General features: G+C 65.4%; 24 protein-coding genes, 1 tRNA gene and 1 pseudogene. 15 read left to right on the top strand and 11 right to left on the bottom strand.

The window, feature by feature from the left end:
• Positions 1-170 precede the first annotated feature (170 nt).
• Positions 171-906 (bottom strand): annotated as a pseudogene (locus tag IM784_RS01930) (queuosine precursor transporter).
• 124 nt (positions 907-1030) lie between these two features.
• Here IM784_RS01930 and IM784_RS01925 point away from each other — a divergent pair.
• From IM784_RS01925 to IM784_RS01915, 3 genes are all read left to right on the top strand, one after another.
• Positions 1031-2290, top strand: coding sequence for a DNA polymerase Y family protein (locus IM784_RS01925; protein ID WP_199553594.1), 1260 nt, complete (start codon positions 1031-1033; stop codon positions 2288-2290).
• An 86-nt stretch (positions 2291-2376) separates the two neighbouring features.
• Positions 2377-3228 carry an alpha/beta hydrolase gene (locus IM784_RS01920; RefSeq protein WP_199553593.1) on the top strand — a complete coding sequence of 284 codons (852 nt, stop codon included), beginning with the start codon at positions 2377-2379 and terminating at the stop codon, positions 3226-3228.
• The gene (locus IM784_RS01915) at positions 3198-3794 is read left to right on the top strand and encodes an AAA family ATPase (protein WP_328799414.1); all 597 of its coding nucleotides are present in this window, start codon (positions 3198-3200) and stop codon (positions 3792-3794) included. Before IM784_RS01920 ends, IM784_RS01915 begins: the two co-directional genes overlap by 31 nt.
• Before the next feature lie 11 nt (positions 3795-3805).
• Here the strand turns inward: IM784_RS01915 and IM784_RS01910 are convergent, their stop codons facing one another.
• A complete protein-coding gene (locus IM784_RS01910; RefSeq protein ID WP_199553592.1) occupies positions 3806-4273 on the bottom strand; it encodes a VOC family protein in 468 nt (155 codons plus the stop codon).
• 113 nt (positions 4274-4386) lie between these two features.
• Between IM784_RS01910 and purL the strand changes: the two genes are divergently transcribed.
• The gene (gene purL, locus IM784_RS01905; protein ID WP_199553591.1) at positions 4387-6552 is read left to right on the top strand and encodes a phosphoribosylformylglycinamidine synthase subunit PurL; all 2166 of its coding nucleotides are present in this window, start codon (positions 4387-4389) and stop codon (positions 6550-6552) included.
• Between the two features lie 76 nt (positions 6553-6628).
• Here purL and IM784_RS01900 read toward each other — a convergent pair whose 3' ends face one another.
• A complete protein-coding gene (locus tag IM784_RS01900) occupies positions 6629-7273 on the bottom strand; it encodes a PEPxxWA-CTERM sorting domain-containing protein (protein ID WP_235976472.1) in 645 nt (214 codons plus the stop codon).
• Between the two features lie 146 nt (positions 7274-7419).
• Positions 7420-7866, bottom strand: coding sequence for an MAPEG family protein (locus IM784_RS01895; protein WP_235976471.1), 447 nt, complete (start codon positions 7864-7866; stop codon positions 7420-7422).
• 285 nt (positions 7867-8151) lie between these two features.
• Between IM784_RS01895 and IM784_RS01890 the strand changes: the two genes are divergently transcribed.
• A complete protein-coding gene (locus IM784_RS01890) occupies positions 8152-8820 on the top strand; it encodes an MOSC domain-containing protein (RefSeq protein WP_199553590.1) in 669 nt (222 codons plus the stop codon).
• A 49-nt stretch (positions 8821-8869) separates the two neighbouring features.
• Positions 8870-8946, top strand: a tRNA-Ile gene (locus tag IM784_RS01885).
• Positions 8947-9563: 617 nt separating this feature from the next.
• Here the strand turns inward: IM784_RS01885 and IM784_RS01880 are convergent.
• Both IM784_RS01880 and trxB read right to left on the bottom strand, forming a co-directional pair.
• Positions 9564-10472 carry a LysR family transcriptional regulator gene (locus IM784_RS01880; protein ID WP_199553589.1) on the bottom strand — a complete coding sequence of 303 codons (909 nt, stop codon included), beginning with the start codon at positions 10470-10472 and terminating at the stop codon, positions 9564-9566.
• Positions 10472-11437, bottom strand: coding sequence for a thioredoxin-disulfide reductase (gene trxB, locus IM784_RS01875; RefSeq protein ID WP_199553588.1), 966 nt, complete (start codon positions 11435-11437; stop codon positions 10472-10474). The genes IM784_RS01880 and trxB overlap by 1 nt, the downstream gene beginning before the upstream one ends.
• Positions 11438-11587: 150 nt before the next feature.
• On the opposite strand from trxB, the gene IM784_RS01870 reads away from it, so the two are divergent.
• From IM784_RS01870 to IM784_RS01850, 5 genes are read left to right on the top strand one after another with little or no spacing between them, the layout of a single operon-like run.
• On the top strand, positions 11588-12064 hold the full coding sequence (locus IM784_RS01870; protein ID WP_199553587.1) for an Lrp/AsnC family transcriptional regulator: 477 nt from the start codon (positions 11588-11590) through the stop codon (positions 12062-12064).
• The gene (locus IM784_RS01865; RefSeq protein ID WP_199553586.1) at positions 12057-13109 is read left to right on the top strand and encodes a pseudouridine synthase; all 1053 of its coding nucleotides are present in this window, start codon (positions 12057-12059) and stop codon (positions 13107-13109) included. The genes IM784_RS01870 and IM784_RS01865 overlap by 8 nt, the downstream gene beginning before the upstream one ends.
• Positions 13109-13648 carry a 16S rRNA (guanine(966)-N(2))-methyltransferase RsmD gene (gene rsmD / locus IM784_RS01860; RefSeq protein WP_199553585.1) on the top strand — a complete coding sequence of 180 codons (540 nt, stop codon included), beginning with the start codon at positions 13109-13111 and terminating at the stop codon, positions 13646-13648. Before IM784_RS01865 ends, rsmD begins: the two co-directional genes overlap by 1 nt.
• Before the next feature lie 19 nt (positions 13649-13667).
• Positions 13668-15956 carry an ATP-dependent helicase gene (locus tag IM784_RS01855; RefSeq protein WP_199553584.1) on the top strand — a complete coding sequence of 763 codons (2289 nt, stop codon included), beginning with the start codon at positions 13668-13670 and terminating at the stop codon, positions 15954-15956.
• A 10-nt stretch (positions 15957-15966) separates the two neighbouring features.
• Positions 15967-16587, top strand: coding sequence for a DUF1345 domain-containing protein (locus IM784_RS01850; protein WP_199553583.1), 621 nt, complete (start codon positions 15967-15969; stop codon positions 16585-16587).
• A gap of 95 nt (positions 16588-16682) precedes the next feature.
• Here IM784_RS01850 and IM784_RS01845 read toward each other — a convergent pair whose 3' ends face one another.
• The gene (locus tag IM784_RS01845) at positions 16683-17174 is read right to left on the bottom strand and encodes a PEP-CTERM sorting domain-containing protein (RefSeq protein WP_207791636.1); all 492 of its coding nucleotides are present in this window, start codon (positions 17172-17174) and stop codon (positions 16683-16685) included.
• Here IM784_RS01845 and IM784_RS01840 point away from each other — a divergent pair.
• Complete coding sequence (locus tag IM784_RS01840) at positions 17149-17487, top strand: hypothetical protein (RefSeq protein WP_199553581.1); 339 nt, start codon at positions 17149-17151, stop codon at positions 17485-17487. The two genes, IM784_RS01845 and IM784_RS01840, sit on opposite strands and share 26 nt — an antisense overlap.
• A gap of 34 nt (positions 17488-17521) precedes the next feature.
• Here the strand turns inward: IM784_RS01840 and IM784_RS01835 are convergent, their stop codons facing one another.
• Positions 17522-19666: a PQQ-dependent dehydrogenase, methanol/ethanol family gene (locus IM784_RS01835; RefSeq protein WP_199553580.1), complete on the bottom strand. Its 2145-nt coding sequence runs from the start codon at positions 19664-19666 to the stop codon at positions 17522-17524.
• A 155-nt stretch (positions 19667-19821) separates the two neighbouring features.
• Between IM784_RS01835 and IM784_RS01830 the strand changes: the two genes are divergently transcribed.
• A complete protein-coding gene (locus IM784_RS01830; RefSeq protein ID WP_328799413.1) occupies positions 19822-21123 on the top strand; it encodes an MFS transporter in 1302 nt (433 codons plus the stop codon).
• A 15-nt stretch (positions 21124-21138) separates the two neighbouring features.
• Positions 21139-22059 (top strand): cysteine synthase A, encoded by a 921-nt coding sequence (gene cysK / locus IM784_RS01825; protein ID WP_199553579.1) that lies wholly within the window; start codon positions 21139-21141, stop codon positions 22057-22059.
• Positions 22060-22070: 11 nt separating this feature from the next.
• Here the strand turns inward: cysK and IM784_RS01820 are convergent, their stop codons facing one another.
• Both IM784_RS01820 and IM784_RS01815 read right to left on the bottom strand, forming a co-directional pair.
• Positions 22071-22892 (bottom strand): metallophosphoesterase, encoded by an 822-nt coding sequence (locus IM784_RS01820; protein ID WP_199553578.1) that lies wholly within the window; start codon positions 22890-22892, stop codon positions 22071-22073.
• Positions 22889-24328, bottom strand: coding sequence for an aldehyde dehydrogenase family protein (locus tag IM784_RS01815; protein WP_199553577.1), 1440 nt, complete (start codon positions 24326-24328; stop codon positions 22889-22891). Before IM784_RS01815 ends, IM784_RS01820 begins: the two co-directional genes overlap by 4 nt.
• 172 nt (positions 24329-24500) lie before the next feature.
• Between IM784_RS01815 and IM784_RS01810 the strand changes: the two genes are divergently transcribed.
• The gene (locus IM784_RS01810; RefSeq protein ID WP_199553576.1) at positions 24501-26093 is read left to right on the top strand and encodes a leucyl aminopeptidase; all 1593 of its coding nucleotides are present in this window, start codon (positions 24501-24503) and stop codon (positions 26091-26093) included.
• A 54-nt stretch (positions 26094-26147) separates the two neighbouring features.
• On the opposite strand, the gene IM784_RS01805 is transcribed toward IM784_RS01810, so the two are convergent.
• Complete coding sequence (locus IM784_RS01805) at positions 26148-26861, bottom strand: PEPxxWA-CTERM sorting domain-containing protein (RefSeq protein ID WP_235976470.1); 714 nt, start codon at positions 26859-26861, stop codon at positions 26148-26150.
• Between the last annotated feature and the right edge of the window lie 50 nt (positions 26862-26911).

Below are 26911 nucleotides of genomic sequence, written 5' to 3'. Positions count from 1 at the left end.
GTGTCTGTTCAACCATGTCGGGTTCAAAGATACGCAAATAACCCCGCCCCCGTGCGCAACAAGTGCCATAGCCGGGGGCGGTTTCCAAACATCAATCAACAATAAAACGGAAATCTACAAAGATTTACGATAAGCTCCACGCTATAGTTAATAGGATTTAACTATGAGCGTCAGATTTTCGTCTTGAACGGCGTAAAGTCCGTCTCCACGTCGAACACGTCCAGACCTTCGCCACGCTTCATCGCCCCCACCACTGCGTAGGTCACCGGCGTCAGCACCACTTCCCAGCCCACCTTCAGCAGATAGTTGGTCACCATCACCGTCAGCACCAGCTTGGTTTCCCACACCCCCAAGGAACGCCAGCGGATAGAAGATCAGGCTGTCCACCCCCTGCCCTACCGCCGTCGAGCCGATCGTCCGCGTCCACAGCATGCGCCCGCCCGTCAGCAGCTTCATCCGCGCCAGCACAAAGGCATTGGCAAACTCGCCCGCCCAAAAGGCCAGCACAGAGGCCGCCAGGATACGCGGTACCTGCCCCATCACCGTCGCCAGCGCCTCCTGCCCGGTCCAGTCGGCGGCCGGCGGCATCGCCACCACCACCGCCGCCATGCCGCCGGCAAACAGGCTGGCGACAAAGCCCACCCACACCACACGCCGCGCACGGGCATAGCCATAGACCTCGGTAAGCACGTCCCCCAGCACATAGCCCAGCGGGAAGAACAGGATGCCTGCGCCAAACGTCACCGCCCCCACCAGCGGCAGCGAAACCGTCGCCACCTTCCCGGCACCGATCAGGTTCGAGCAGATCAGGATGACGGCAAACGCCGCCATGCAATAATCATAGTATTTCAGCCGCCTGCCCAGAATCTCGCCGGCTTCCACCGGGCGGACGCCTTCGTCCGTCACCACATCCAGCCCGTCCAGCTTCCGCACCGTCATAGCCGCTCCCGAATTAGCCGCTCCCACCATTGCAGCCCGCTTTCCGCAGGACAAGCTTCCCCGGCGCAACTGTTCCTGCTATGTTCCACACATGCCGCCGCAACGTCCCCTCCGCTGGCTCTACCTCGATCTCAACAGCTATTTCGCCAGCGTCGAGCAGCAGCTGAACCCGGAACTGCGCGGAAAACCCATCGCTGTCGGCCCCGGCGGCATAGCCAGCGGCACCATCATCGCCGCCAGCTACGAGGCAAAGGCCTTCGGCATCCACACCGGCATGCGCGTCGGCGAAGCGAAAAAACGCTGCCCCCAGCTGATCTTCGCCGGCGGCGACCACAGCCGCTACGGCACCTTCCACGATCAGATCATCGCCGAAGTCTGGCGCCACATCCCAGTCACCCACGTCTGCTCCATCGACGAAGTCGCCTGCCGCCTGCTGGACAATGAAAACAGCCCCGAACGGGCCATCGCCCTCGCCCGCCGCATCAAGGCCGGCATCCGCCGCAACGTCGGCGATTGCCTCACCTCCTCGGTCGGCATCGCCCCCTCCCGCCTGCTGGCAAAGATGGCCGCCGACATGCAAAAGCCCGACGGCCTCACCGTGCTGCAGTCGCACGACTTGCCGCAGGCCCTCATCCCCCTCCCCCTGCGCGACATCCCAGGCATCGGCGCGAAGATGGAGGCCCGCCTCAACGCCCGCGGCATCCACAGCATGGCCCAGCTCCTCGCCCAGGATCCGAACCAGGCCGGCAGCGCCTGGGGCTCCGTCGTCGGCTCCCGCCTCTGGCACGCCCTCCACGGCGAAGACATGCCCGAACGGCCCCAGCAAAGCCGCTCCATCGGCCACAGCCACGTCCTCGCCCCGCAATTGCGCGACATTGAAACTGCCCGCCTCACCGCCCGCCGCCTGCTGATGAAGGCCGCGAGCCGCCTGCGCCGCGCCGAATGCGTCACCACCCACCTTACGCTGCACGCCCGCTTCGAATCGAAACGCGGCTGGCACAGCACCCTCAAGATCGCCCCCACCGACGACAGCTTCCCCCTGCTCGAGGCGCTGAACCAGCTCTGGCCCCGCCTCACGCGCGAAATCGGCGCCGCCAAACCCTACCCCGAACGCCTGCGCCTCATCGGCGTAAGCCTCGACGACATCCGCCCCGCAGCCGGCACCCAGCTCAGCCTGTTCGAGCGTTCCACCCGCCCCACCCTGCAGATCGCCCGCGCCATGGACTCTATCAACGCGAAGTACGGCCGCAACGCCGTATCCCTGGGCCCCGTACCCGCTGGCCGCGCCGGCCGCATCGGCACCCGCATCGCTTTCGGCCGCATCCCCTCGGCCGCCGAATACCACGAATAGCCGCCCGCCGCCGCGACGAGCCGTCGCTTGCCCGGCCGGCATCTTCACGGCATCTTCCGCGACCGCAGGCAAGGAGGGGCAGGTCCATGGCAGACGAGCAACCGATCCCAGCGCAGGAAGCCTGGCTCGAAGGCCCTGCCGGCAAGCTCTTCACCCGCCGCTGGCAGCCCCCCGGCGCTCTGCGCGCTGTCGTCGCCATCTGCCACGGCGTCAATTCCCACAGCGGCCAGTATCTCTGGGCCGGCAGCGAACTTGCAAAGGCCGGCTTCGCGGTCCACGCCCTAGATCTGCGCGGCCGCGGCAAGTCAGACGGCGAACGCTTCTATGTGGAATCGATCGAAGACTATGTCGCCGATCTCGACACCCTCATCCGCCACGCCAAGGCGCAGCATCCGGGGTTGCCGCTTTATCTCCTCGGCCACAGCGCAGGCGGCGTCGTCTCCTGCACCTACACCCTCGATCATCAGGCAGAGCTCGCCGGCCTGATCTGCGAAAGCTTCGCCTTCCGGGTCTATGCCCCGGATTTCGCCCTCACCCTGCTGAAGGGCCTCAGCCGGGTAACCCCGCACGCCCATGTGCTGAAGCTCAAGTTCGATGATTTCTCCCGCGATCCGGCCACTGTCGCCGCCATGTATGCCGATCCGCTCATCGAAGGCGAGGTGCAGCCCACGCAGACGGTCGCCGCCCTGGTCCGCGCCGACGAGCGGCTGGAGCGCGAATTCCGCCGCATCACACTTCCCCTGTTCATCCTCCACGGCAGCGCCGACAAGACCACACGCCCGGATGGCAGCAAGCTCTTCTTCGAAACCGCAGGTTCACCCGACAAGATGCTGGAAATTTACCAGGGCCACTACCACGACCTTCTGAACGATTTCGGCCGCGAGGAAGTCATGGACGACATCATCCAGTGGATTTCAGCCCGGCTCCCCGCCAACTGAGGCATGACCTGACTCTCATCCTGCCCCGCTTCTTCATCCTCTCCGGCTGCTCCGGCGGCGGCAAGTCAACCTTGCTCGACGAACTCGCCCGCCGCGGCCACGTCACGGTTCCCGAGCCCGGCCGGCGCATCGTCCACACAGCACTGGAGACCGATGGCCAAGCCCTCCCGTGGGTAGATCTCGCCGCCTTTGCCCAACGCGCCATGGAGCTCGCCAGGGCCGACATCGCCCTCGCCCTCGTCAATACCAAGGGACCGGTGTTCTTTGACCGCGGCCTGGTGGATGCGGCGGTCGCCCTGCAGCACGCAACAGGCGAAGCCATACTCCCGCTTGCGCCGGAACTCGCTGCATTCAACCGAACGGTCTTCCTGACGCCACCGTGGCCCGAGATCTACGCAGCCGACACCGTACGTCAGCACAGCCTCGCCGAGGCCGAACAGGAGTATCTCCGCCTAAAATCAGCCTATCAAGAGCTGGGCTTCGAAAGCATCCTGCTGCCCAAGATCGATGTCCAGGCGCGTGCCGACCTGATCGAGCAGCTGCTGTCCCAGGACGTGAACTCCTAGGACGTGAACTCCTAATCGCCACCCTTCGGCGCCATGTCCGCCATCCGCCGGTCCAGTTCGTCCCAGGGCACATCCTCCACATGCGTCGCCAGCGTCCAGCGATGCCCGAACGGATCGGTGATCATCCCTGCCCGGTCACCCCAGGGCTTGTTCTCCAGCGGAAAATCCTCCTTCGCCCCGGCAGCAACGGCCCTGGCATGGGCCGCATCCACATCCGGCACATACACCATCATGCTCACCGTCGTGCCGCCGCGTGACAGCGGCGACAGATGCCCCATATCCGGAAACTCGTCGGCCATCATGAAATGCCCGCCGCCGATCGCCATTTCGGCATGGCCCACCTTGCCGCCCCAATCCATTTTATAGACCAGCGTGGCACCCAGCGCCTTCACATACCAATCGATCGCCGAACCGGCATCCTTCACGATCAGATACGGAGTCGCCCCGGAATAGCCCGCCGGCGGGTTATCAACTGCCATGACTGCCTCCTTGTCATACCAAATGCCCCTGCGCATATCGGAACATATACAGAACACACCCCCAGCGCAACCCGATTGGTGACTTCGCCCTCCCACTTCGCTAAGGCCCCCCCATGACCGCGATCACCCCCGAAATCGTCGCCGAGCACGGCCTTGCCCCTGATGAATATCAGCGCATCCTAAAGGCCATCGGCCGCGAGCCCAACTTGCTGGAACTCGGCATCTTTTCGGTGATGTGGTCCGAACATTGCTCCTACAAGTCCAGCCGAATCCACCTCGCCAAGCTGCCCACAAAGGCGCCCTGGGTGATCCAGGGGCCGGGCGAAAACGCCGGTGTCATCGACATCGGCGACGGCGACGCCGCCATTTTCAAGATGGAAAGCCACAACCACCCGAGCTTCATCGAGCCCTATCAGGGCGCGGCCACCGGCGTCGGCGGCATCATGCGCGACGTCTTCACCATGGGCGCGCGCCCTGTCGCCAACCTCAACGCCCTCCGTTTCGGCGCCATCGACCATGCCAGGACGAAGCAGCTGCTGCGCGGCGTCGTCGCCGGCATTGGCGGCTATGGCAATTGCGTCGGCGTCCCGACGGTCGGCGGCGAAGTCAATTTCCACCCGGCCTACAACGGCAACATCCTCGTCAACGCGATGACGGTCGGCCTCGCCCGTACGACCAGGATCTTTTATTCGGCGGCAGCCGGTATCGGCAATCCTGTCGTCTATGTCGGCTCGAAAACCGGCCGCGACGGCATCCACGGCGCCACCATGGCGTCCGCCGAATTCGACGAAGACTCCGACAGCAAGCGCCCCACGGTGCAGGTCGGCGACCCGTTCATGGAAAAGCTGCTGATCGAGGCCTGCCTGGAGCTGATGGCGACCGACGCCATCGTCGCCATTCAGGACATGGGGGCCGCCGGCCTCACATCTTCCAGCGTCGAAATGGCGTCGAAGGGCGGCGTCGGCCTGAAGCTGGTGATGGACAATGTCCCCCAGCGCGAAACCGGCATGACGCCTTACGAAATGATGCTCTCCGAAAGCCAGGAGCGCATGCTGATGATCCTGAAGCCCGGTGCCGAGCCGCAGGCCGAGGCGATCTTCCGGAAATGGGCGCTGGATTTCGCCGTCATCGGCGAAGTCACCGACACCGGCCGCCTGCAGCTCGAGTTCAAGGGCGAAATGGTCTGCGACCTGCCGCTCGATCCGATCGGCGACGACGCCCCCAAATACGACCGCCCATGGGTAAAAACCCCACCCCGTGCCCCGCTCGGCGCCATCAAGGACACCACCGACCTGATGGGCGATCTCACGAAAATGGTCGCCTCCCCCGATCTCGCCTCCCGGCGCTGGGTCTGGGAACAATATGACCATATGGTCGGCGCCGACACCGTCCAGCGCCCGGGCGGAGACGCCGCCGTTGTCCGCGTGCACGGCTCCCAAAAGGGTCTGGCGATCACCACCGATTGTACTCCACGCTATTGCTTCGCCGATCCGGTCGAGGGTGGGAAACAGGCCGTCGCCGAAACCTGGCGCAACTTGACCGCCGTCGGCGCAACCCCGCTCGCCATCACCGATTGCATGAACTTCGCAGCCCCCACCCGCCCGGAAATCATGGGCCAGTTCGTCGGCTGCATCGAGGGCATGGCAGAGGCCTGCAAGGCGCTCGACTATCCGGTCGTCTCCGGCAACGTCAGCCTCTACAACGAGACCGAGGGACAAGGTATCCTCCCCACCCCGGCAATCGGCGGCGTCGGTCTGCTCGCCGATTGGGAAATCTCCGCAACCCTCGCCTTCAAGGCCGAAGGCGAGGACATCTGGCTTCTGGGTGCACAGTCAGGCCATCTCGGCCAATCCATCTGGCTGCGCGAATGCCGCGGTCAGGAAGAAGGCCCCCCGCCGCCGGTGGATCTCGCCGCCGAACGCGCAGCAGGCGACTGGATCCGCGCCCGCATCCTCGATGGAACCGCCACGGCCGTCCATGATTGCGCCGACGGTGGCCTGCTGGTCGCGCTGGCAGAAATGGCGATGGCCGGCCGCATCGGCGCAACCGTCGCCCCCACTGCCGGCCTGCCGCTCGCCGCATGGGCGTTCGGCGAGGATCAGGGCCGCTACATCTTCACCACAAAGCCCGGCGCAACGCTCCCGGCCGCTCCGGTCCCACTCCTCCGCCTCGGTGCCACCGGCGGCGCCGCGCTCGCGGTCGAAGGCGTCGGTGCACAGCAGGTCGAAGCCCTGCGCCTCGCGCATCAGGCCCCGCTCCCGGAACTCATGGCCCGCTAACCCAAAGGGCGGAAACGAAAAAGGGGCCGGCGCACCCTCCGCGCCGGCCCCTCTTGTCGTGACGAAGTTCGTCAGCTCAGGCGGTGACGGTTGCCAGCACCCGGCGGCGACGCGCCGCCATGCCAACCATGCCAAAGCCCGCGATCAGCATCGCCCAGGTCGCCGGTTCCGGAACCGCGGCAGCGCCGATGCTGTCGAATTCGAAGGCAACGCCGGTCGAGGTGAAGCGCAGACCACCGATGGTTTCACCGGAATCGGCCGTCAGGAACAGGCGGCGGTTGTTCGCCTGGTTGCCCTGGTCACCGATGATCGGCGGGCTGCCCACGCCGGCGGTGTTGCCATACAGCGTCAGCAGCACGTTGCCGCCGGTGTCCAGCACTTCCAGCATGTTATAGTCGTCGATCGAACCCCAATAGAAGCTGATCGACTTCAGCGCCGGCGTCCACAGCGTGGCCGAGTTCGGGTTCAGCGCGCTCGACACATAGCCATAGGTGCCGAAATCGAGCGCCGGACGCGCAGCGGCGCCGGTGCTGCCGATCGCAGTGGAAATGCCACCCGTCCAGGAATAGCCGGCAGCATTGGGGCTGTCGAAATCGACGACCATCGTCTCATTCGCCCCGATACCCGGATCGGGAGCGCCTGGGAGCGTCACGAACGACACGGCACCCGCAGATGCCGCGAAACCGAACGCAACGGCTCCCGCCAAGATTTGCTTCATCATCGTAAAAACCTTTCCAACCCTGGAGCCCTTGGAGCTCAGCACATTACCTAGCAACTAACGTGCCAACTTCCCGCCCAGAGTGGAAAAACAACCCGATATGGTTAACATGTAAAATCTGCCGACACAGACTATGCTAATTAACCTTTCTATCCCGCAAAACTCGTCAGACTGGCGCGAACAATCATCATCCCCAGCGCAATCCAGCTCAGCGCAAACAGCGAAAAGCGGATGCTCACCCGGTTCGCCGTCGCCTGCACGATCGAATGCAGCACCCGCAGCCCCACGAACGCCCAGGCGCAGATCGCATGCAGATTGTCCGCCAGCCCCAGCAGGACAATGGCAATCGTTACGGCATAGAAGATGGTCGGCGCCTCGAAGAGGTGATTGTAATTGTCGGCAACCCGCCGCACCTCGCTCGAAAGCCGGTCGTCATAGGTGCCCGGATGCATCGCCTCCTGCGGATCGATCTTCGCCCTCCCAAAGGCCGGAAGCCGCGTCGCATACATCCAGATGAACATCACCAATGTCAGCAAACCCATCGCCAGCAGGCTCTGCAACATCGAAACTGCATGCAAACCAGGCGTGTGGTCCATTTATCTTTCTCCCTGCCAAAACTTCAAAGTTAACCATGCCCCGTGGAACTCCCCCGGAATAGCAGCCAAAACAAAGGGGCCGGAGGGTTTCCCCTCCGGCCCCGCATTGCTTCGTAGGGCGACCAACCGGCCGCCATGCCCAACGTCAGCGCAAATCTGCGCCCGTCACCGGCATGATCCAGTTCCGCCCAATAAGACCGATGCAATGAGACACTGGACCACCTCCTTTCGCATGTTGAAAACCAATGGCAGCATGCGCCCTTCCCGCCGCTATGGAAAGCCCCAATGCCGAACAGCCCGATCCTGCTGCAGATTCGCACCGGCCGACCCCGCCAGATCGATGGACACCGCACAGCCTATGGCAAGGATCCGCGCGAAGGCGCCGTCCTGGCCACCACGCTCGGCCTAGACGGCGATGAAGTCGCCAACACCCGCGTCCACGGCGGCCCGGAAAAGGCCGTCTATGCCTATCCGGCCTCCAACTATCCGCTCTGGGCCGCCGATTTTCCCCAACACGCCGCCCGCCTGGTTCCCGGCGCGTTCGGCGAAAACCTGCTCATCGACGGCCTCGACGAATCAACCGCCCTTGTCGGCGATCGCTGGCGCATCGGCCAGGCGCTGGTGGAAATCTGCCAGCCCCGCCAACCCTGCGCCACCTTCGCCCGCTGGTTCGACGATCCCCGCATGGTAAAGGCGATGGTAAGGAACGGCCGCTGCGGCTGGTATCTTCGCGTCCTGCAGCAAGGCTCTATGCAGGCTGGCGACCAGCTCCAGCTAGAACACCGCCCGCAAGGCGCCTGGAGCATCGCCAGGGTCGCCGCCGCCAGCTATCGTTCCCCGCCCGATCGCAGCGAAATGGCCGGCCTCGCCGAAGCCCCCGGCCTCGCCACCGGCTGGGCCGCATGGGCCGCCCGCACCGCCCAATCGGAAAAGCCCAGCGCAAAGCCGCTTTAGGGCGGGTGACAAGCCCGAAGTTCGCCGCTAATGCCCCCCTTCCACGGTGGGGCCTGTAGCTCAGTTGGTTAGAGCTGGCCGCTCATAACGGCTTGGTCGCGGGTTCGAGTCCTGCCGGGCCCACCATCTTGCCTTCGGCGCTCCGCGCCGGTTCCGCGCACTGGCGCGGGCGGCCGGTCGGCCTTGCGACCGCTTCGCGGCCGGGTCCCTAGACAATCGGCGCTCCGCGCCGGTTCCGCGCACTGGCGCGGGCGGCCGGTCGGCCTTGCGACCGCTTCGCGGCCGGGGTCGCTCGAAAATGGGCGCTCCGCGCGGCGCGGCCGTCGGCAAAGCCGCCGAGTCCGCGATGTGCATCTAAGAGATGAAAAAGGAAGATGCGCGGGCCAAGCCCGCGTCGTCGGACGGGTTCATCGGGCTGATGCCCTCCGCCCCGCCGGCCGCTTCTTCGCTGAGTCTGCGCGTTTGCGCTTCGCGCAAAGCCCAGCCAGCTTCGAAAGAAAAAGAGCCCGGGGAGACAAGCTCAACCCGGGCTCAGAATTTTCGGTCGACCTCCGAGGGAGGGAGGGAGAGTGGTGGTCGACCAGACCGGGGCCTCGGGGAGGAGTGAGGCAGACCGGCCTTGCGCTGCAATGCAGCAACATGATCTATTTATGCCTGCCTCGATTTTTGTGCAAGTGCGAAGAAAACGGAGCAGGTATGCAAAAAACGCATGGGGTTTAGGGTCGGTTCATCGCCGCCGCCGGTCACCGCAAATTGTCGCCCAGGTTCAGCGGAGTCATCCGTTCGATCAGGAAATCCCTCAGCGCAGCCACCCGCACAGAGCCCCTCAGCTCCGACGAATAGACAAAATAGGTCTGGAAAACAGCGCCTTGCAGCTCCGGCAGCAGCACTTTCAGCTTGCCGGAATGGCGGATCAGATAGCTCGGAAGCGCCGCAATCCCGGCCCCAGCCTCCACCGCCTGCAACACTCCGAAGCTGTTGTTGATGCTCAGCGCCGGATCGCGCGGCGGCCCCTCATGCCCCAGCTCCAGCGCCCAGTTGATCGATCTCAGATAGGTCGGCGCCTCCGGCCCATAGGCAATCATCTGGTGGTTCGCCAGTTCCTCGGGTGTCTTCGGTTCGCCATGCTTCTCCAGATAGGCCGGAGAGGCGCACAGCCGGTGCCGAATCGTCGCCAGCGGCCGCTGGATCAGGTCCGCCTGGTGCGGCTTGTGAAACCGAATCGCGCAATCCGCCTCATGTCGCGAAAGGTCGCGTTCCTCGTCGCCCAGAATCAGGCTCACCCGGATATCCGGATACAGGTCCAGAAAATCCTTCATCTGCGTCGGCAGCCAGGAGGAACCAAAGCTCACCGTCGTCGTCAGCTTGATTTCGCCGGTCGGCCGGTTGCGCGTCGCCTCGATCGAGCTGCGGGTGCGCTCGATCTCGTCGGCCATCCGCAGCGTCGTCATCCGCAGCTGCTCGCCCTCGTTGGTCAGCGCCAGCCCGCGCGCATGGCGGTGAAACAGCTTGGCTCCCAGCGCTTCTTCCAGCGCAATCACCTGCCGGCTCAGCGCCGGCTGCGACAGCTTCAGCCGCCGTGCCCCCTCGGTGAAACTGCCGGCGGACGCTACCGCATGAAAAAGCCTCAGCTTGTCCCAGTCGATCGCCATTATGCGGCTTCCCGCTCCCCTCCCTCTCGCGCATGCGCTTCATGCGCCAGGAAGCGCTCGGCATCCAGCGCCGCCATGCAGCCCATGCCGGCGGCGGTCACCGCCTGCCGATACAGCTTGTCCGTCACGTCGCCGGCTGCAAACACGCCCGGCACGCTGGTCTTCGGCGTGCCCGGCGCAACGAGGATGTAATTCTCCTCGTCCATCTCCAGCTTGCCCTTGAACAGCGTGGTCGCCGGATCATGGCCTATCGCCACAAACAGCCCGTCCACCTCCAGCGGCCGCGTCGCCCCGGTCACGGTATCGGTCAGCACGATGCCCGAAACGCCGTCGGCGCCGATCACGTCGCTCACCGTCGCGTTCCAGACCATCTCGATCTTCGGGTTGGCAAACAGCCGCGCCTGGTTGGTCTTGTCCGCCCTCAGCTCGTCGCGCCGATGGATCAGCGTCACCTTGCTGGCGAAATTGGTCAGGAACAGCGCTTCTTCCACGGCGGTATTGCCGCCGCCCACCACGGCGACATGCTTGCCGCGGAAAAAGAATCCGTCGCACGTCGCACAGGCGGAAACACCCTTGCCGCGCAGGCGGGTTTCCGATTCCAGCCCCAGCCAGCGGGCGCTTGCGCCGGTGGCGATCACCACCGTCTCGGCCTCGATCACCAGCCCGCTGTCGGCGACAGCCCGAAACGGCCGCTGCGTGAAATCGACTTCGGCAATGATGTCGGAAAGGATCTCGGTGCCCACATGCTCGGCCTGCGCGCGCAGCTTTGCCATCAGGTCGGGGCCCATGATCGCCGTTTCGCCCGGCCAGTTCTCGACATCGGTGGTGATGGTCAGCTGGCCACCCGGCTGCAGGCCTTCCACCAGCAGCGGTTTCAGCATGGCCCTTGCGCCATAGACCGCAGCCGTATAGCCGGCCGGCCCCGAACCAATGATCAGAAGCCGAGTCCGCTTCACGTCGCCCATTGCAATTCCTTTCACCGGCCGACTTAAGGCGGCCCCCGTCGCCGCGCAAGTTTATCGCAGCAGCGCAATTTTCCGCCCCGGCCGCAAGTCGCTTGCGCCGGCACGCAACAATCTTATAGCAGATACCCCGAACGGAGACTTTTCCTGCCAATGAGCCGCATCCATCAGCTCGATCAGATCGATTATGACATCCTCGGCCATCTGCAGGCAGATGGCCGGATGACCAACGTGGATCTCGCCCAGAAGGTCGGCCTCACCGCCCCGCCCTGCCTGCGCCGGGTCCGCGCGCTGGAAGAGGCGGGCGTCATCAAGGGCTATCACGCCGATTTGTCGCCCGAAGCGCTGGGCTGGCCGATCACCGTCTTTGCCATGGTCAGCCTGCGCAGCCAGGCGGAATCCGATCTGAAGGCGTTCGAAGCGCATGTCGCCGCCCTGCCCCAGGTTCGCGAATGCCATATGCTGAACGGAGAGATCGATTTCATCCTGAAACTGGTCGCACGCGATCTGCCCAGCTTCCAGGCCTTCCTCACCGGCGAGCTGACCAGCGCACCGAACGTCGCCAGCGTGAAGACCTCGCTGACGATCCGCACCTCCAAGTCCGAGATCGGAGTTCCGGTACATGGCTGAGGGACGCCCACCTAGAGGACCCGGCGGCCCGGGCAAGACAGGCGGCCCCCGCAAACCCGGCGGCCCCGGAAAAACTGGCGGTTCCGGCTCCCGCACACCGGGCGGCGCAGGCCCCCGCAGCTCCGGCGCCACAGGCGCACGCAATCCAGAGGGCCCAACCCGCCGCGGTCCCGCCGGCGATTCACCTGCCGGCCAGCGCAGCAGCCGTCGATCCGCCACCTCCGCCACCCCACCCCGCACGGGAGGCCGCCGCGCCGCCCGCACGGCCATTGCCGCCCCCCGCAGCGGCCCGAAGCCATCCGGCTCCGGTGACCGCATCGCCAAGCTGTTGGCGCGGGCCGGTGTCGGCTCCCGCCGCGATATCGAGCGGATGATCGGCGAAGGCCGCGTGGCGCTGAACGGCGTCGCGCTGGAAACGCCGGCCACCATCCTCACCTCGCTCGAAGGCGTGACTGTGGACGACAAACCGGTGGCAGAGGCGCAGGCAACCCGCCTGTTCCTGTTCCACAAGCCCGCCGGTGTGCTGACGGCCGCGCGCGATTTCTCCGGCCGCCCGACCATCTATGACGTGCTACCCGAAGGCCTGCCCCGGCTGGTTCCGGTCGGCCGTCTGGACATGAACACCGAAGGGCTCTTGCTGCTCACGAACGATGGCGAGCTGAAGCGGGCGCTTGAGCTTCCGGCCAACGCCGTGCCGCGCACCTATCGCGTCCGCGCCATGGGGCAGGTCCGCCAGCAGGATCTGGAAGCACTGGCGATGGGCGTGACGCTGGAAGGCGTGCGCTATGGCCCGGTCGACGCTTCGGTCGATCGCCGGGCTCGGGCCGAAGGCGCCAATGTCTGGCTGACGATGACGCTGACCGAAGGCAAGAACCGCGAAGTCAGAAAGCTGTGCGAGGCGATGGGCCTGCGCGTCAGCCGGTTGATCCGCACCGCCTATGGCCCCTTCCAGTTGGGCGAACTCGCCGTCCGCTCGGTGGAGGAAGCGACTTCCGGTGCGGTCACCTCGTTACAGCGCAGCCTTTCCCGCTCGAAGCCCGCCTGATGCGCATAATATCCGGCCAGTGGCGGTCGCGCCCGCTGGTGACCGCTCCGGGGGACGGCACCCGCCCGACGGCGGATCGGGCGCGCGAGACGCTGTTCTCGATGCTCACCAGCCGCCTCGGCAGTTTCGAGGGGCTGACCGTGCTCGACCTGTTCGCAGGCTCCGGCGCACTGGCGCTGGAGGCGCTGTCGCGGGGTGCCGCGCAGGCCTTTCTGGCCGAGCGCGGCAACGACGCCCGCAAGGCGATCCACACCAACATCGCGGCGCTGAAGGCCCCTGCCCGGCTGATCGCCCACGACGCCACCGCCCTGCCCCCGGCCCCCATCCCGGCGGACGTCATCTTCCTCGATCCGCCCTATGGCGAGGAGCTGGCGCCGAAGGCGCTTTTATCGGCACTGAAAATGGGTTGGATCGCCCCGCACAGCTGGATTTCCATCGAAACCGGCAAGGCCGAAGCGCTGGAATTGCCCGGTTTCAGCATCGAAACCACTCGGCCCGTAGGGAAGGCCGCGCTTCATCTGTTGCGTCCCGCCGCCTAAGTTCGCTATCTGTTCTCGCATGGCAAGCGTTCCGGCAGACACTCCCCCCTGGCTTCAGGGGCTGAACGCGCCCCAGCGCGAGGCGGCGACCACGCTCGACGGCGCGGTGCTGGTGCTGGCAGGAGCAGGCACCGGAAAAACGCGCGCGCTGACGGCGCGGCTGGCTGAAATCCTGGCGCATCGCCGGGCCTGGCCTTCGGAAATTCTCTCTGTCACCTTCACCAACAAGGCCGCCGCCGAAATGCGCCACCGGTTGACGGCGATGATCGGCCCGGCGGCCGAGGGAATGCCGTTCGTCGGCACCTTCCACTCGATCGCAGCACGGATGCTGCGGCGGCATGCGGAGCTGGCGGGGCTACGCTCCAACTTCACCATCCTCGACACCGACGATGTGCTGCGCCTGCTGAAGCGCATCATCATAGAGGCGGGGATCGACGAGAAGCGCTGGCCGTCGCGGCAACTTTCGAGCCACATCGACCGCTGGAAAAACCGCGGGCAGTTGCCGAGCGAAGTGCCAAAGGGCGAGGCGTTCGCCTTTGCCGACGGGCGCGGCGCGGAACTGTATGAGCGCTATCAACGCGAGCTGCGGACGCTGAACGCCTGCGATTTCGGCGATCTGCTGCTGCACATGATCAAGATCTTCGAAGCCCACCCCGATGTGCTGGGCGAATGGCAGCGGCGCTTCAAGTTCGTGCTGGTGGACGAATATCAGGACACCAACGCCGCCCAATATCGCTGGCTGACACTGCTGGCCGCCCCCTCTCTGGGCGGACAGGGCAATATCTGCTGCGTGGGGGACGACGACCAGTCCATCTACTCCTGGCGCGGCGCGGAAGTCGCCAACATCTTGAGATTCGAGCGGGATTTTCCCGACGCCAAGGTAATCAGGCTGGAGCAGAACTATCGCTCCACCCCGCATATCCTCGCCGCCGCCGCGCATGTGATCGCCAACAACAAGGGCCGGCTTGGCAAGACACTGTGGACCGAGATTCCGCGCGGCGAGAAGGTGAATGTGATCGCCGTCTGGGACGGGCCGGAGGAGGCCCGGCTGGTGGGCGAGCGGATCGAGCGGCTGTTGCGCGAAGGCGTGCTCCCTGCCGAGATCGCAATCCTGGTGCGCGCCTCTTTTCAGACACGGGAATTCGAAGATCGTTTTATTTCCATAGGCTTACCCTATCGGATTGTCGGCGGCTTCCGCTTCTATGAGCGCGCCGAGGTGCGCGATGCGCTGGCTTACCTCAGGCTGGTGGCACAGCCGGATGACGCACTGGCGTTCGAGCGGATCGTCAATGTGCCCAAGCGCGGCCTCGGCGACAAGGCGCAGGCACGGATCGCCGCCCACGCCAGAGCAACCGGGCTGACCCTGCCGCTGGCGGCGCAGGCGCTGGTGGAAACGGACGAGCTGGGACCGGCGCCGCGCCGCTCGCTGGCGGACCTGCTGGCCGGCCTCAGGCGCTGGCGCGAGCAGGCCAACAGCATGGAGCAAGGCGCGCTGGCGCAGCTGATACTGGAGGAATCCGGCTATATCGAAGCGCTGGAAAAGGATCGCGGCGCCGAAAGCGCCGGGCGGCTGGACAATCTGGCCGAGCTGGTGCGGGCGATGGAGGGCTTCACAGACCTCACCTCGTTCCTGGAGCATGTGTCGCTGGTGATGGAGAATGACCGCACCGACGCCGAAGCGAAGGTCACCATGATGACACTGCACGCCGCGAAGGGGCTGGAGTTCGACCATGTATTTCTGCCCGGCTGGGAGGAGGGGCTGTTCCCCAGCCAGCGGGCGCTGGACGAGAACGGGGCGGCGGCGCTGGAGGAGGAGCGGCGGCTCGCCTATGTGGGGATCACCCGCGCCCGGCGGCGGGCTACGCTGATCCACGCGGCCAATCGGCGGGTCTACGGGCAGTGGACCAGCGCCATTCCCAGCCGCTTTCTGAGCGAGTTGCCGCCGGAACATATCGATGTGGAATCAACGCTTTCCGGCGGCGCCAGCCTGTGGCGGGCAGCGCTGGACGAGCGCGATCCCTTTGCCGACATCGGCCGCGGGACCGGGCGCGGGCCGGGCTGGGAACGAGCGAGTGCGCGGGGTGGTCTGGATCGTTCGACGGCGCGCAAGCCGCAGGTGATCAATGCCCGGCCGATCCAGTCGACCGTCGGCGGCGCGGCGCGTGACGACCTTCCCCTGGGCGGGCGGGTGTTTCATGCCAAGTTCGGGATGGGAACGGTGAAATCGCGCGACGGCAACAAGCTGGAGATCGAATTCGATCAGGCGGGGGCGAAGATGGTGCTCGACAGTTTCGTCGAGCCGGCATGAAGGAGCCGGCATGAACAGGATCGGGAACAGGCTGGGGCCGCCGCGCTTCCTGACCTTTCTGCTGGTGATGCTGGGCGTCTGCCTGTTTTCCATACCGAATTTGGGGACGGCGCTGGGGCTGCTGGCGGGATTTGACGCCGGGGCGCTGGTTTTCCTTCTGATTTCCCTGCCTTTGCTGAAACATCATACGCCCGCCGACATGCGCCGCCATGCCGGGGATAACGACGCCAACCGGCCGCTCATGCTGATGATCACCACCATCGTTTCGATGACGATCCTGGTGGCCATTTTCTGGTTGATGCATTCGGCGACGAGCGGGATGGACAAGCTGGGGATCATCGGCAGCCTGGCGCTGGCCTGGCTGTTCTCGAATACGGTCTATGCGCTGCACTATGCGCATCTCCATTATCGCCGGGGCAGCAAGGGCGGGCTGCAGTTTTCCGGCAAGGAGCAGCCCGACTACAGCGATTTTATCTATTTCGCCTTTACGCTGGGCATGACCTTCCAGACGTCCGACACGGCGGTGGAGAGCCGCGAAATGCGGCAGGCGGTGACCATGCACTGCCTGGCCGCCTTCCTGTTCAACCTTGGCGTCATCTCGTTCACGATCAACGTGCTGGGGCAGCGCTGATTGTTCCACGTGGAACAATTTCGCCAAGTTACGTTACCATAGTGGTTGTTCCACGTGGAACAATTCCTACATTTCATCGAAACTATGCGGCAAGTTCAATGTGTTGATCGTAAACGTGTTGGACTTCTACGGCGCGCGGCGATGCCCATCACCCCGAAGCCCGCGACGAGCACCAGCCAGCTGGAGGGCTCTGGCACGCCGGCAACGAAGGTGGCGGCGTCGGGCAGGAAGTCCGCCAGTTCCGCGTTGGTTCCGTCCATCGCCGGGTTCACACGCTTGCGGACCCAGAGCGAATATTCGTAGCTCGCCGCGGAGACACCGTTTGAGGGAAGCAGGCTGAACGGGATGTCGCCGGTGAGCGTGCTGCCGGAAACGTCGATGCCGCCGACCAGTGGCGTGATGACGGGCGGCCCCATCGACTGGAAGACGACCACGCGGGCGCTGCCATCGGTAAACATGACGCACACGGAAATCGAACACAGCCCTGCGCCGATGCCGGGCGAGCCGAGGGGCAGCCGTGCCCCGCCGCGGTTGATGCCCCACACATAGAGGCTGCCGGGTGTGTCGCCGGCGGCGGCCGATCTCAACCGGGCGGCGGCGCTGGCTTCGCCGGGGGCGGCGGTGATGTCGGTGCAGCATCTGGCTGCGCTGGGGGAGATCGACCTCGCCTTTGACGTGGCGCGCGGATTTCTGCTGCAGAGCGGACCGGCGGTGGGCGCGCTGCGCCAGCCCGCGGGTGCAACTGCGGCAAGCCGGCAATTTATGCGCAAGACGATGATGCTGTTCATCCCGCCGACGGCGCCCATGCGGGCGGATCCGCGTTTCCTGTCCATGGCGGAGGAAATGGGGATGGCGGATTATTGGGCGAAGGCGGGGCGGACGCCCGATTTCCTGCAATGAGGGCGGCCCCGGCCGGTGCCGGGGCCGCCTGCGCTCATTTCACGTCCGGCGCGTTGTGCGACTGGCGGACGACATAGGCACGGATGGCTTCGGCGTCTTCGGGGCTGAGCTGGGCTTTGAAGCTGACCATGCCGTTCATCGAGCGGCTGCCGTCGATAACCACGTCCTTCCACGCGTCGGCGTCGGTGGAGACCGGCGACCAGCGCAGATCGGGGAGGACGCCCGACGAGATCGCCATCGGACCGTGGCAGACCATGCAGTTGCGGCTGTAGGCGACGAGGCCGCGCTGAATCATGGCGTCGTCGCCGAAGCTCGCGATCTGCGGCCTGGCGTTGACCGGCGTCATGTTGTGGTCGGGCACGGTGCCCTTGGCGCCGAGCTTGAAGGCGATGACGCGACCGAGGTTGTTCTGGATTGCCTTGTCGAACAGGAAGCCGGCGGCCAGCGCATAGGCGCCACCCCAGCCGCTCGCGACCGCCACATATTGTTCGCCGTCGATCTCGTAGGTGACCGGAGGTGCGGCAACGCCGCCCTTCACGTTTTGCCGCCAGAGCGGCTTGCCGGTGGCGGCGTCATAGGCGACCAGATCGCCGCCGACCGTACCCTGGAAGACGAGGCCGGAAGCGGTGGACAGCACGCCGCCGTTCGACGGTGTCGGCAGTTCGACCGTCCAGCGGGCTTCCTGCCGGATCGGATCCCAGGCGATCAGGCGGCCCTTGTACATGGCGCGCATCGCCTTCAGCGTGGCGACGTCCAGCGGGCCGGGCGGCAGGCCATCCTCGAACTTGAAGCCGGTGTTCCATTTCGTGTGCGGATCGGCGGCGGACTTCGGCGCATAGCCCTGCGGCAGTTCCTGCGCCGGGATATAGGCAAGGTTCAGCTGCGGGTTGAAGGCCATCGGGTGCCAGTTGTGACCACCCTGCGGGCCGGGGCTGAGAAGGCTGGCCTTGCCGTCGGCCGGGCGGGCGGCGGCTGTTTCGATGGGGCGGCCCCTGGCGTCGAGGCCGGTGGTCCAGCTTTGCGGGACATAGCCCTTGCCGGAGATGAACTGGCCGGTCCTGGCGTCTATCACGTAGAAGAAGCCGTTCTTGGGCGCCTGCATGACGACCCGGCGGGGAGCGCCGTTCTCGCCGAGCGGCAGATCGGCGAGGATGATCGTCTGGGTGGCGGTGTAGTCCCAGTTTTCGCGCGGGGTGGTCTGGAAATGCCATTTGTACGTGCCGGTGTCGGCGTCGACCGCGACGATGGACGAGAGGAAGAGATTGTCGCCCTTGCTGTCAGGATCGCGGAGGTTGGCGTTCCACGGGGAGCCGTTGCCGACGCCGAAGACGATCTGGTTGTCCTTCACATCATAGACGATCGAGTCCCAGACGGTGCCGCCGCCACCGTCGGTGGTCCAGCGGCCCTTCTTGCCCCAGCTGATGTTGCCGATTTTCTGGAAGGCGTCGTCGGAGGCGGCGCCGTCTGGCTGCATCTGCGGGTTTGGCACGGTGTAGAAGCGCCAGACGAGCTTGCCGGTTTCCGTATCATAGGCCGACAGATAGCCGCGCACACCGAGTTCGGCACCGCCATTGCCGATCAGCACCATGTTCTTCACCACGCGCGGGGCGCCGGTGACGGTGTAGGGCTTGGAGCGGTCGACCGTCTGCACCGACCAGATCTTCTGGCCGGTCTTGGCGTTGATGGCTTCGAGGCGGCCGTCGATGACGCCGAGGAAGAGGGTGTCGCCCTTGATGGCGACGCCGCGGTTGACGACATCGCAGCAGGCGTCGACGCCGACGGCCTTGTCGGCGCCCGGATCATAGACCCAGAGTTCCTTGCCCGTCTTTGCGTCGATCGCGTGCAGCACCGACCAGGAAGAGGTGGCGTACATGACACCGTCCTTGACGATGGGGGTGGTTTCGATGCCGCGGTTGGAGTTCAGATCATAGGTCCAGGCGACGCCGAGCTGGCTGACGTTTTCGGGCGCCACCTTGGTGAGGCCGGAGTGTCGCTGCTCGTCGTAGGTGCCGCCATAGGTGAGCCATTCGGCGCCGACTGCAGTGGCGCTGGCGAGCGCGTCTGCGGCGGTGTCTGTGGTGGGGGCTTCGGCCTGCTTTTCGGCGGGCTTGCAGGCGGCGAGAGCGAGGACGGCGGCGAGCGCGAGGGCGGAGGCGCCGCGGTTGGTGATGATCTGCATGTTTCTCCCCAAAGGCAAAGGCTTCCCATCCACTGTGGGGCAGTTTCAGCCTGGAGACGTTGTGCACCAAAGCTGTGGGGCGGAAAACTTGTGCATAGTAGGGGGCACGTCTGCGTGGCTTTCGATGCCGGTGAGGCGCTGCTAGGGCATCCGGCGTGACCGACGCTGCCTCCTCTCCGATCCCGTCTCCCTTCGCCTATCCCGCCTATCGGGCGTTTTTCGTTGCCAAGCTGGGCTCCACGCTGGCGCAAATGCTGATGGTGGTGGTGATCGGCTGGCAGGTTTACGATCTGGCGCGGGCGACGATGCCGATGCGCGAGGCGGCCTTTTTACTGGGGCTGATCGGCCTGGCGCAGTTCCTTCCCGTTTTTGCGCTGAGCCTGGTGGTGGGGGTGATCGCCGACCGGATGGACCGGCGGGTGATTGCGCGCGTCGCGGTGGGGCTGGAGCTGCTGTGTGCGGTGGTGCTGGCTTCGCTGGCGTTTGCCGGATCGACCTTGCTGTGGCCCTTGTTTGCGGTGGCACTGGCGCTGGGGGTGGCGCGGGCCTTTGCGGCGCCTTCGCTGTCTGCGCTGGCGCCGAATCTGGTGCCACCCGCCGTGCTGCCGACGGCGATCGCCTGGAACTCCATTGGCTGGCAGGCGGGCGCGGTGCTGGGGCCGGTGATTGGCGGGCTTGCCTATGATCTGGCGCACCCTGCCCCCTATTCGCTGGCCGCCGTGCTGCTGCTGGCTTCGCTGGTGGCGCTGTTCCTGATTCCGAAGGTGCCGCAGCGGGCGTCGAGCAGTGGCTCGGGAGTCGAATCTGTGAAGGAGGGGCTGCGCTATGTGCGCGGCAACCCCATCGTCTTCGGGGCGATTTCGCTGGATATGTTCGCGGTGATTCTGGGCGGGGCGACGGCGATGCTGCCGATCTTTGCACGGGATATCCTGATGGTGGGGCCCGACGGGCTGGGGCTGCTCCGGGCAGCGCCTGCGGCAGGAGCGGCCCTGGTGGCGCTGTGGCTGACACGCTGGCCGCTGAAGAACAATGTCGGCGTGAAGATGTTCTTCAATGTCGGGCTGTTTGCGGTTGCGACGGTGGTGTTCGGGCTTTCGAGCATGTTGTGGCTGTCCATTGCGTCGCTGGTGGTGCTGGGCGGCGCGGACATGGTTTCCGTCTATGTGCGGTCCTCGTTGATCCAGCTGCATACGCCCGACGACATGCGCGGGCGGGTGTCTTCTGTTTCGCTGCTTTTTATAAGCGCTTCCAACGAGCTGGGCGAGTTTCGCGCTGGCATGATGGCGGGGGCGCTGGGGGCTGTCGAGGCAACGGTGCTGGGGGGCTTGCTGGCCCTGGGCGTTACCGTGCTATGGGCTAGACTGTTCCCTGAACTGAGGGATGCCGACCGACTGGACCTGCCGGAGGAAATGCTGGCGAGGGACCGAAAGACGGAGGCGCTGACACCACCGAACTGACCGGGAGAGATAGAGATGCGCGCAGCCAACGTTCTGGAAACCATTGGAAATACCCCGCACATCCGCTTGGGCAAGCTGTTTCCGAACCATGAGGTCTGGGTGAAATCGGAGCGGCAGAATCCGGGCGGTTCGATCAAGGACCGGATCGCCCTGGCGATGATCGAGGATGCGGAGAAATCCGGTGCGCTGAAGCCGGGCGGGATCATCATCGAACCGACCAGTGGCAATACCGGAATCGGCCTTGCCATGGTGGCGGCGGTGAAGGGCTACAAGATCGTTCTGGTGATGCCGGAAAGCATGAGCCTGGAGCGGCGGCGGTTGATGCTGGCCTATGGCGCCGAATTCGACCTGACGCCGCGCGAGAAGGGGATGAAGGGCGCGATTGCCCGCGCGCAGGAGCTGATCGACGCGACGCCCGGTTCGTGGATGCCGCAGCAGTTCGACAATCCCGCCAACATCGCCATTCACGAAGCAACGACGGCGAAGGAGATCCTTGCCGATTTCGGCACATCGCCGCCGGACGCGATCATCACCGGCGTCGGCACCGGGGGGCATATCTCGGGCGTGGCGAAGGCCCTGAAGAAGGCCTGGCCGAAGCTGAAGGTGTTTGCCGTGGAGCCGACGCTGTCTCCGGTGATTTCCGGCGGCCAGCCGGCGCCGCACCCGATCCAGGGGATTGGGGCAGGCTTCATTCCCGGCAATCTGCTGACGGAACTGCTGGACGGGGTGATTCAGGTGGCGCCCGAGGATGCCAAGGAATGGGCGCGGAAGTCGGCGCGGCAGGAGGGGCTGCTGGTCGGCATATCCTCTGGCGCGACCTTGGCGGCGATTGCGCAGAAGCTGCCCGAGCTGGGGGCCAATGCGAAGGTGCTGGGCTTCAACTATGATACCGGCGAGCGCTATCTGAGCGTTCCGGACTTTTTGCCGGAGGGCTAGGATGTGGACGCCTACGGCGTCAGCGTTATCAGGAGGATTTCCGGGGGTACGCCGTAGCGGATCGGGAGCCAGCTGGTGCCGATGCCGGAGGTGACGATGATGGGCCAGCCGTTGATCGTGCATGGGCCGCGCCAGCATGCAGAGTTGCCGAGCACTTTCTTGCCGACGTTGCCGACAAACGGGAGGATGATCTGGCCGCCGTGGGTGTGGCCGGCAAATGCAAGGATGTGCAGGCCGGGCGGGCGTTCTTCGTGGGAGAGTTGATCGCCTTCGTGGAGGATCAGTAGAACCGGCTTTTCGAGGCCTGGACCAGCCAGCGTCCCGGCGATGTTGGAGCCGTGCGCGACGCTATTGGCGCCCGCCACCACCAGTGGGCCGACATCCAGGCGCTGGTTGACGAGCAGTTTGGGTTCGCCCTGCTTTGCGAAAACGACTGGCGCCCAGCGACTGTTGTCGTGGTTGCCCATCACCGCGAAGACACCAAGGGGCGCCTTCAGGGCAGCGAAGGGTTCGACTGCCGGTTCCATGCGCGGCGACGGCGCCAGGTCCAGCAGCTTGCCGCCATGGTAGTCCCCTGCGAGCAGGATGAGGTCGGGCTTCAGGGCGTTCACCTGTGCGACGATGCCACGGAGGCGCTCGCCGCTCATGTCGGGGAAGCCGTAGTGGGTATCCGCGAACACCGCGACGCGAATGCGGCTTCCCGGCGGCAGGCCGGGAAGCCGCTGTTCGTGCGCCACGACGATCGGCGGCCGGGTTGCATTCCAGTAGCCGACGCCGAGAAAGACCAGCGCGGCTGCCGCGAGGGCCGCGAAAAGCCGCGCCAGGGTTCTCATTCGGCGGCTTTGGCCGCTTCCCAGCCGATGACGGCCTTGGTTTCCAGGAAGTCGGTAAAGCCATGGTCGCCCCATTCGCGGCCATTGCCCGATTGCTTGTAGCCGCCGAACGGGGCGGTGAAATCGACGCCGGCGCCGTTCAGGGTCACCTGCCCTGCGCGGAGCTGACGTGCAACTTCGCGTGCTTCCGACTGTTCGCCCTGCACATAGGCGGCCAGGCCATAGGGGGTGTCGTTGCCCTCGGTGATGGCCTGGTCGAGGCTGTCGTACGGCAGCATCGCCAGCACCGGGCCGAAGATTTCCTCGCGCGCGATGGTCATGTCGTTGGTGACGTCGGCGAAGATGGTGGGCTTCACGAAATAGCCCTTGTCCAGCCCGTCGGGGCGGCCGGTGCCGCCGGTAACAAGCGTGGCGCCCTCGTCGATGCCCTTCTGGATCAGGCCCTGGATCTTGTTGAACTGCACTTCGGAGACGACCGGGCCGAGATTGTGGTTGCCGTTGGGGTCGCCGACGCTGAGCGCTTCTGCGGTTGCCTTGGCGATGGCCTTGGCGGCCTCCATCTTCGGGCGGGGCACGAACATGCGGGTGGGTGCGTTGCAGCTCTGGCCGGAGTTCATCATCATCGACTGGATGCCGCCGCCGACGGCCTTTTCAAGGTCGGCGCTGTCGAGAACGATGTTCGGCGACTTGCCGCCGAGTTCCTGGGAGACGCGCTTCACCGTGGGGGCGGCGTTGCGGGCGACCTCGATGCCGGCCCGGGTGGAGCCGGTGAAGCTGACCATATCGACCAGCGGATGGCTGGAGATGGCGGCGCCGACCGAGGGGCCATCGCCGTTGACCAGGTTGAACACACCCTTCGGAACGCCGGCTGCGTGCATCACTTCGGCGAAGAGCACGGCGTTGAACGGGGCGACTTCGCTGGGCTTCAGTACCATGGTGCAGCCGGTGGCGATGGCCGGCGCAACCTTGCAGGCGATCTGGTTGATCGGCCAGTTCCAGGGTGTGATGAAGCCGCAGACGCCGATCGGCTCCTTGGTGATCATCGTGGTGCCGCGGATCTCGTCGAACTCGTAGGTCTTCAGGATCTCGATGGCGGTGGCGAAATGGCCGGCGCCGAGCGCGGCCTGCGCCTGGGTGGCAAGCCAGGCGGGGGCACCCATTTCCTCGGTGATGACGGCGGCGATCTCGGCGTAGCGCTTTTGATATTCGGCGACGATGTTCTGCATCAGCTCGATCCGCTCGGCGCGGCTGGTGCGGCTGTAGCTGGCGAAGGCGCGATGCGCGGCCTTGGCGGCGGCATCGACATCGGCGGCGGACCCCATCGCGATGCGGCCCATCGGCGCTTCGGTGGCGGGGTTTATGACGTCGAGCGGCTTTGCACCGCCGACCGGATCGACCCACTGGCCATCGATGTAGAATTTCAGTGCTTCGCGCATTTCGTCTCTCCCTCAGGTTAGGGCATCCATAGAACGGGCATGTTGCGGAATGAAAGCTGAAGGCTTGGGGAGGAACAGGACGGTGGGTGCGGCATTTCGGGCGAGCGGGTTGGCATCGCAGGGGGGCGTCTGTAACAAGCCCGCAATCTATCAATCTGGAGTTGCATGACCGATGCATATTGCCCGGCTTTCGATCGCCCTTCTGTCGGCCACGATTTTGGCCTCCCCTGCCCTCGCCGTCCCTGGAGAGCCGAGCTTTGAGCAACGAGGGCTGACGCCTTCCACGCGGCAGAACAGCGCCGAACGGCCGATCCGCTTTGCGCCGACGGCGCCGACTGGCGCGGTGCTGGTGGTGCCTGTGCTGGGTGCGGATGGAATCGGCGCGGCAGCAGCGCAGTTGCCGGCTGGCGCTGCGGACGCCATCAAGGCCGGGATCGCCAATGCGCGGTTCGACGGCAAGCCGGGGAAGACATTGGCGTTGTATGGCGTGGCCGGGCATCCGCAGCTGTTGCTGGTGGGGGTGAAGCCGGGCGCGGCCGTGGTGGAGACCGATCTCGCCGATTTCGGCGGCAAGGCGGCGCAGGCGTTGCGGGATGAGCCGAACGAGATTGCCTTGCTGACAGGCGGGCTGCCGGCAGGGTCTGCGCCCTATGTCGCCTATGGCGCGGCGCTGGGGCAGTATCGCTATGATCGGCTGAAGTCTGCGCCGAAGGTGCCGCCGGTTGCGGCGGTGACGGTGGTGACGGCGGATGCGGGCGCGGGTGTGGCCTATCAGGCGGATCTGGCGCAGCTGGCCTCTGGCGTGCGCTTTGCGCGCGATCTGGTGACGACGCCAGCCAATGAACTGTATCCGGAGAGCTTCGTGGCGGCCGTGCAGGCCGAGTTGAAGGGTGTGCCGAACGTCCGCATCACCGTGCTGGACGAACCGCAGATGCGGGCTCTGGGCATGGGGTCGCTGCTGGGCGTCGGGCAAGGCTCGCGCCGGCCGTCGCGGCTGCTGGCGGTGGAGTATCGGGGTGGCGGCAATGCGCCGCCCGTGGCGTTGGTGGGCAAGGGGATAACCTTCGATTCTGGTGGCATTTCCATCAAGCCGGCGACCGGCATGTGGGAAATGAAGGGCGACATGTCGGGCGCGGCGGCGACCATTGGCGCGGTGATTGCAGCGGCGAAGCGCGGGGCGAAGGCGAATGTGATCGGCGTGGCCGCGCTATCGGAGAATATGCCCGACGGCGGGGCGCAGCGGCCCGGCGACGTGGTACGGACGATGAACGGCAAGACCGTGGAGGTGATCAACACCGACGCCGAAGGCCGGTTGGTGCTGGCGGATGCGAACCAGTGGACGATCCGACAGTATAACCCGGCTGCCGTAGTGAATATCGCGACCTTGACCGGTTCGATCGTTGCCGCTCTGGGCGAGGAATATTCCGGGCTGTTCGCGCGCGACGAGGCGCTGGCATCAAGGCTGGTGGAAGGCGGCAAGCGCGTGGGGGAGGAGATGTGGCGGATGCCGATCCACCCGAGCTATGCCGAGGACATGGAAAGCGAGATCGCCGACATTAAGAATTCCAAGGAAGGCGGACGGGCCGGTGCGGGGACTGCGGCCTATTTCATCGGCTTCCTGACGCCTACTCCGACACCCTGGGCGCATATCGACATGGCGGCGATGGACCGGGCCGAGACGGCTCTGCCGACGGTCCCGAAGGGGCCGCGCGGCTATGGCGTGCGGCTGCTGGACCAGCTGGTGCGCAGCTACGAAGCGAAGTGACATGAAAAAGGGGCCGGGGTTTGCACCCCGGCCCCTTTTCGCATGGGTTGCCTGTCAGGCCGAAACGGCGCCGATCCGACGCCGGCGGGCGGAGAAGCCGACCATGCCGAAACCGGCGATCAGCATGGCCCAGGTGGCGGGTTCGGGCACGCCGGCGACGATCTGGTCAACGCGGTAGCCCTGGCCGAGGTCGCCGCCGAACAGCACGTCGCCACCTACGCGGGTGGTGAAGACGTAGCCGCTGTAGCGAGAGGTCGGATCCAGCAGGGTGAGCCAGGTGGTGCCGCTGTTCGCAGCGCTGTTCACGAAGCTGGCGGCACCGTCGAGGCCAGTCTTGATCGTGCCGTCGAAGCCGAGCGAGGTGAGCACGCCGCCTGCGCCGATGCCATAGACTTGCAGCGTGTCGTTGTTGTCGATGTAGGACAGCTTCAGCTTCTCGATCGAGAAATCGCTGGAGCCGGTGACCACAAGTGCTTCGCGCTTGTTGGCGGTGTTGGTGTCGATCTGCGGCGCGGAGACGCCACCATCCACGCCGAGGCCCGGCGCAGTGATCGAAACCTTGCGGTTCATCGTCAACTGCGACAGCGCCGTCAGGCTGTTGGGATCGATGCTGAACTGCCCCGCCGTGAAGGTGAGCGTGAGCCCGGCATCGTGGCGGATGACGCTGGTGACGTTGGCATTGGAACCGCCGAGGATCAGCGTGGCAGCACTGGCAGGCGTTGCAATAACGGCCGAGGCCATCGCCGCGGCGGCAAGAAACTTCTTCATTATACGACCCTATCCTGTTTTCTTGGCCTGACCGACTCTGGGCTGGCCAT

It is taken from the genome of Sandaracinobacteroides hominis (assembly GCF_016464365.1).
GTDB lineage: Bacteria > Pseudomonadota > Alphaproteobacteria > Sphingomonadales > Sphingomonadaceae > Sandaracinobacteroides > Sandaracinobacteroides hominis.
The sequence above is the reverse complement of the archived record's forward strand: the minus strand, read 5'-3'. Positions and strand labels throughout refer to the sequence as shown.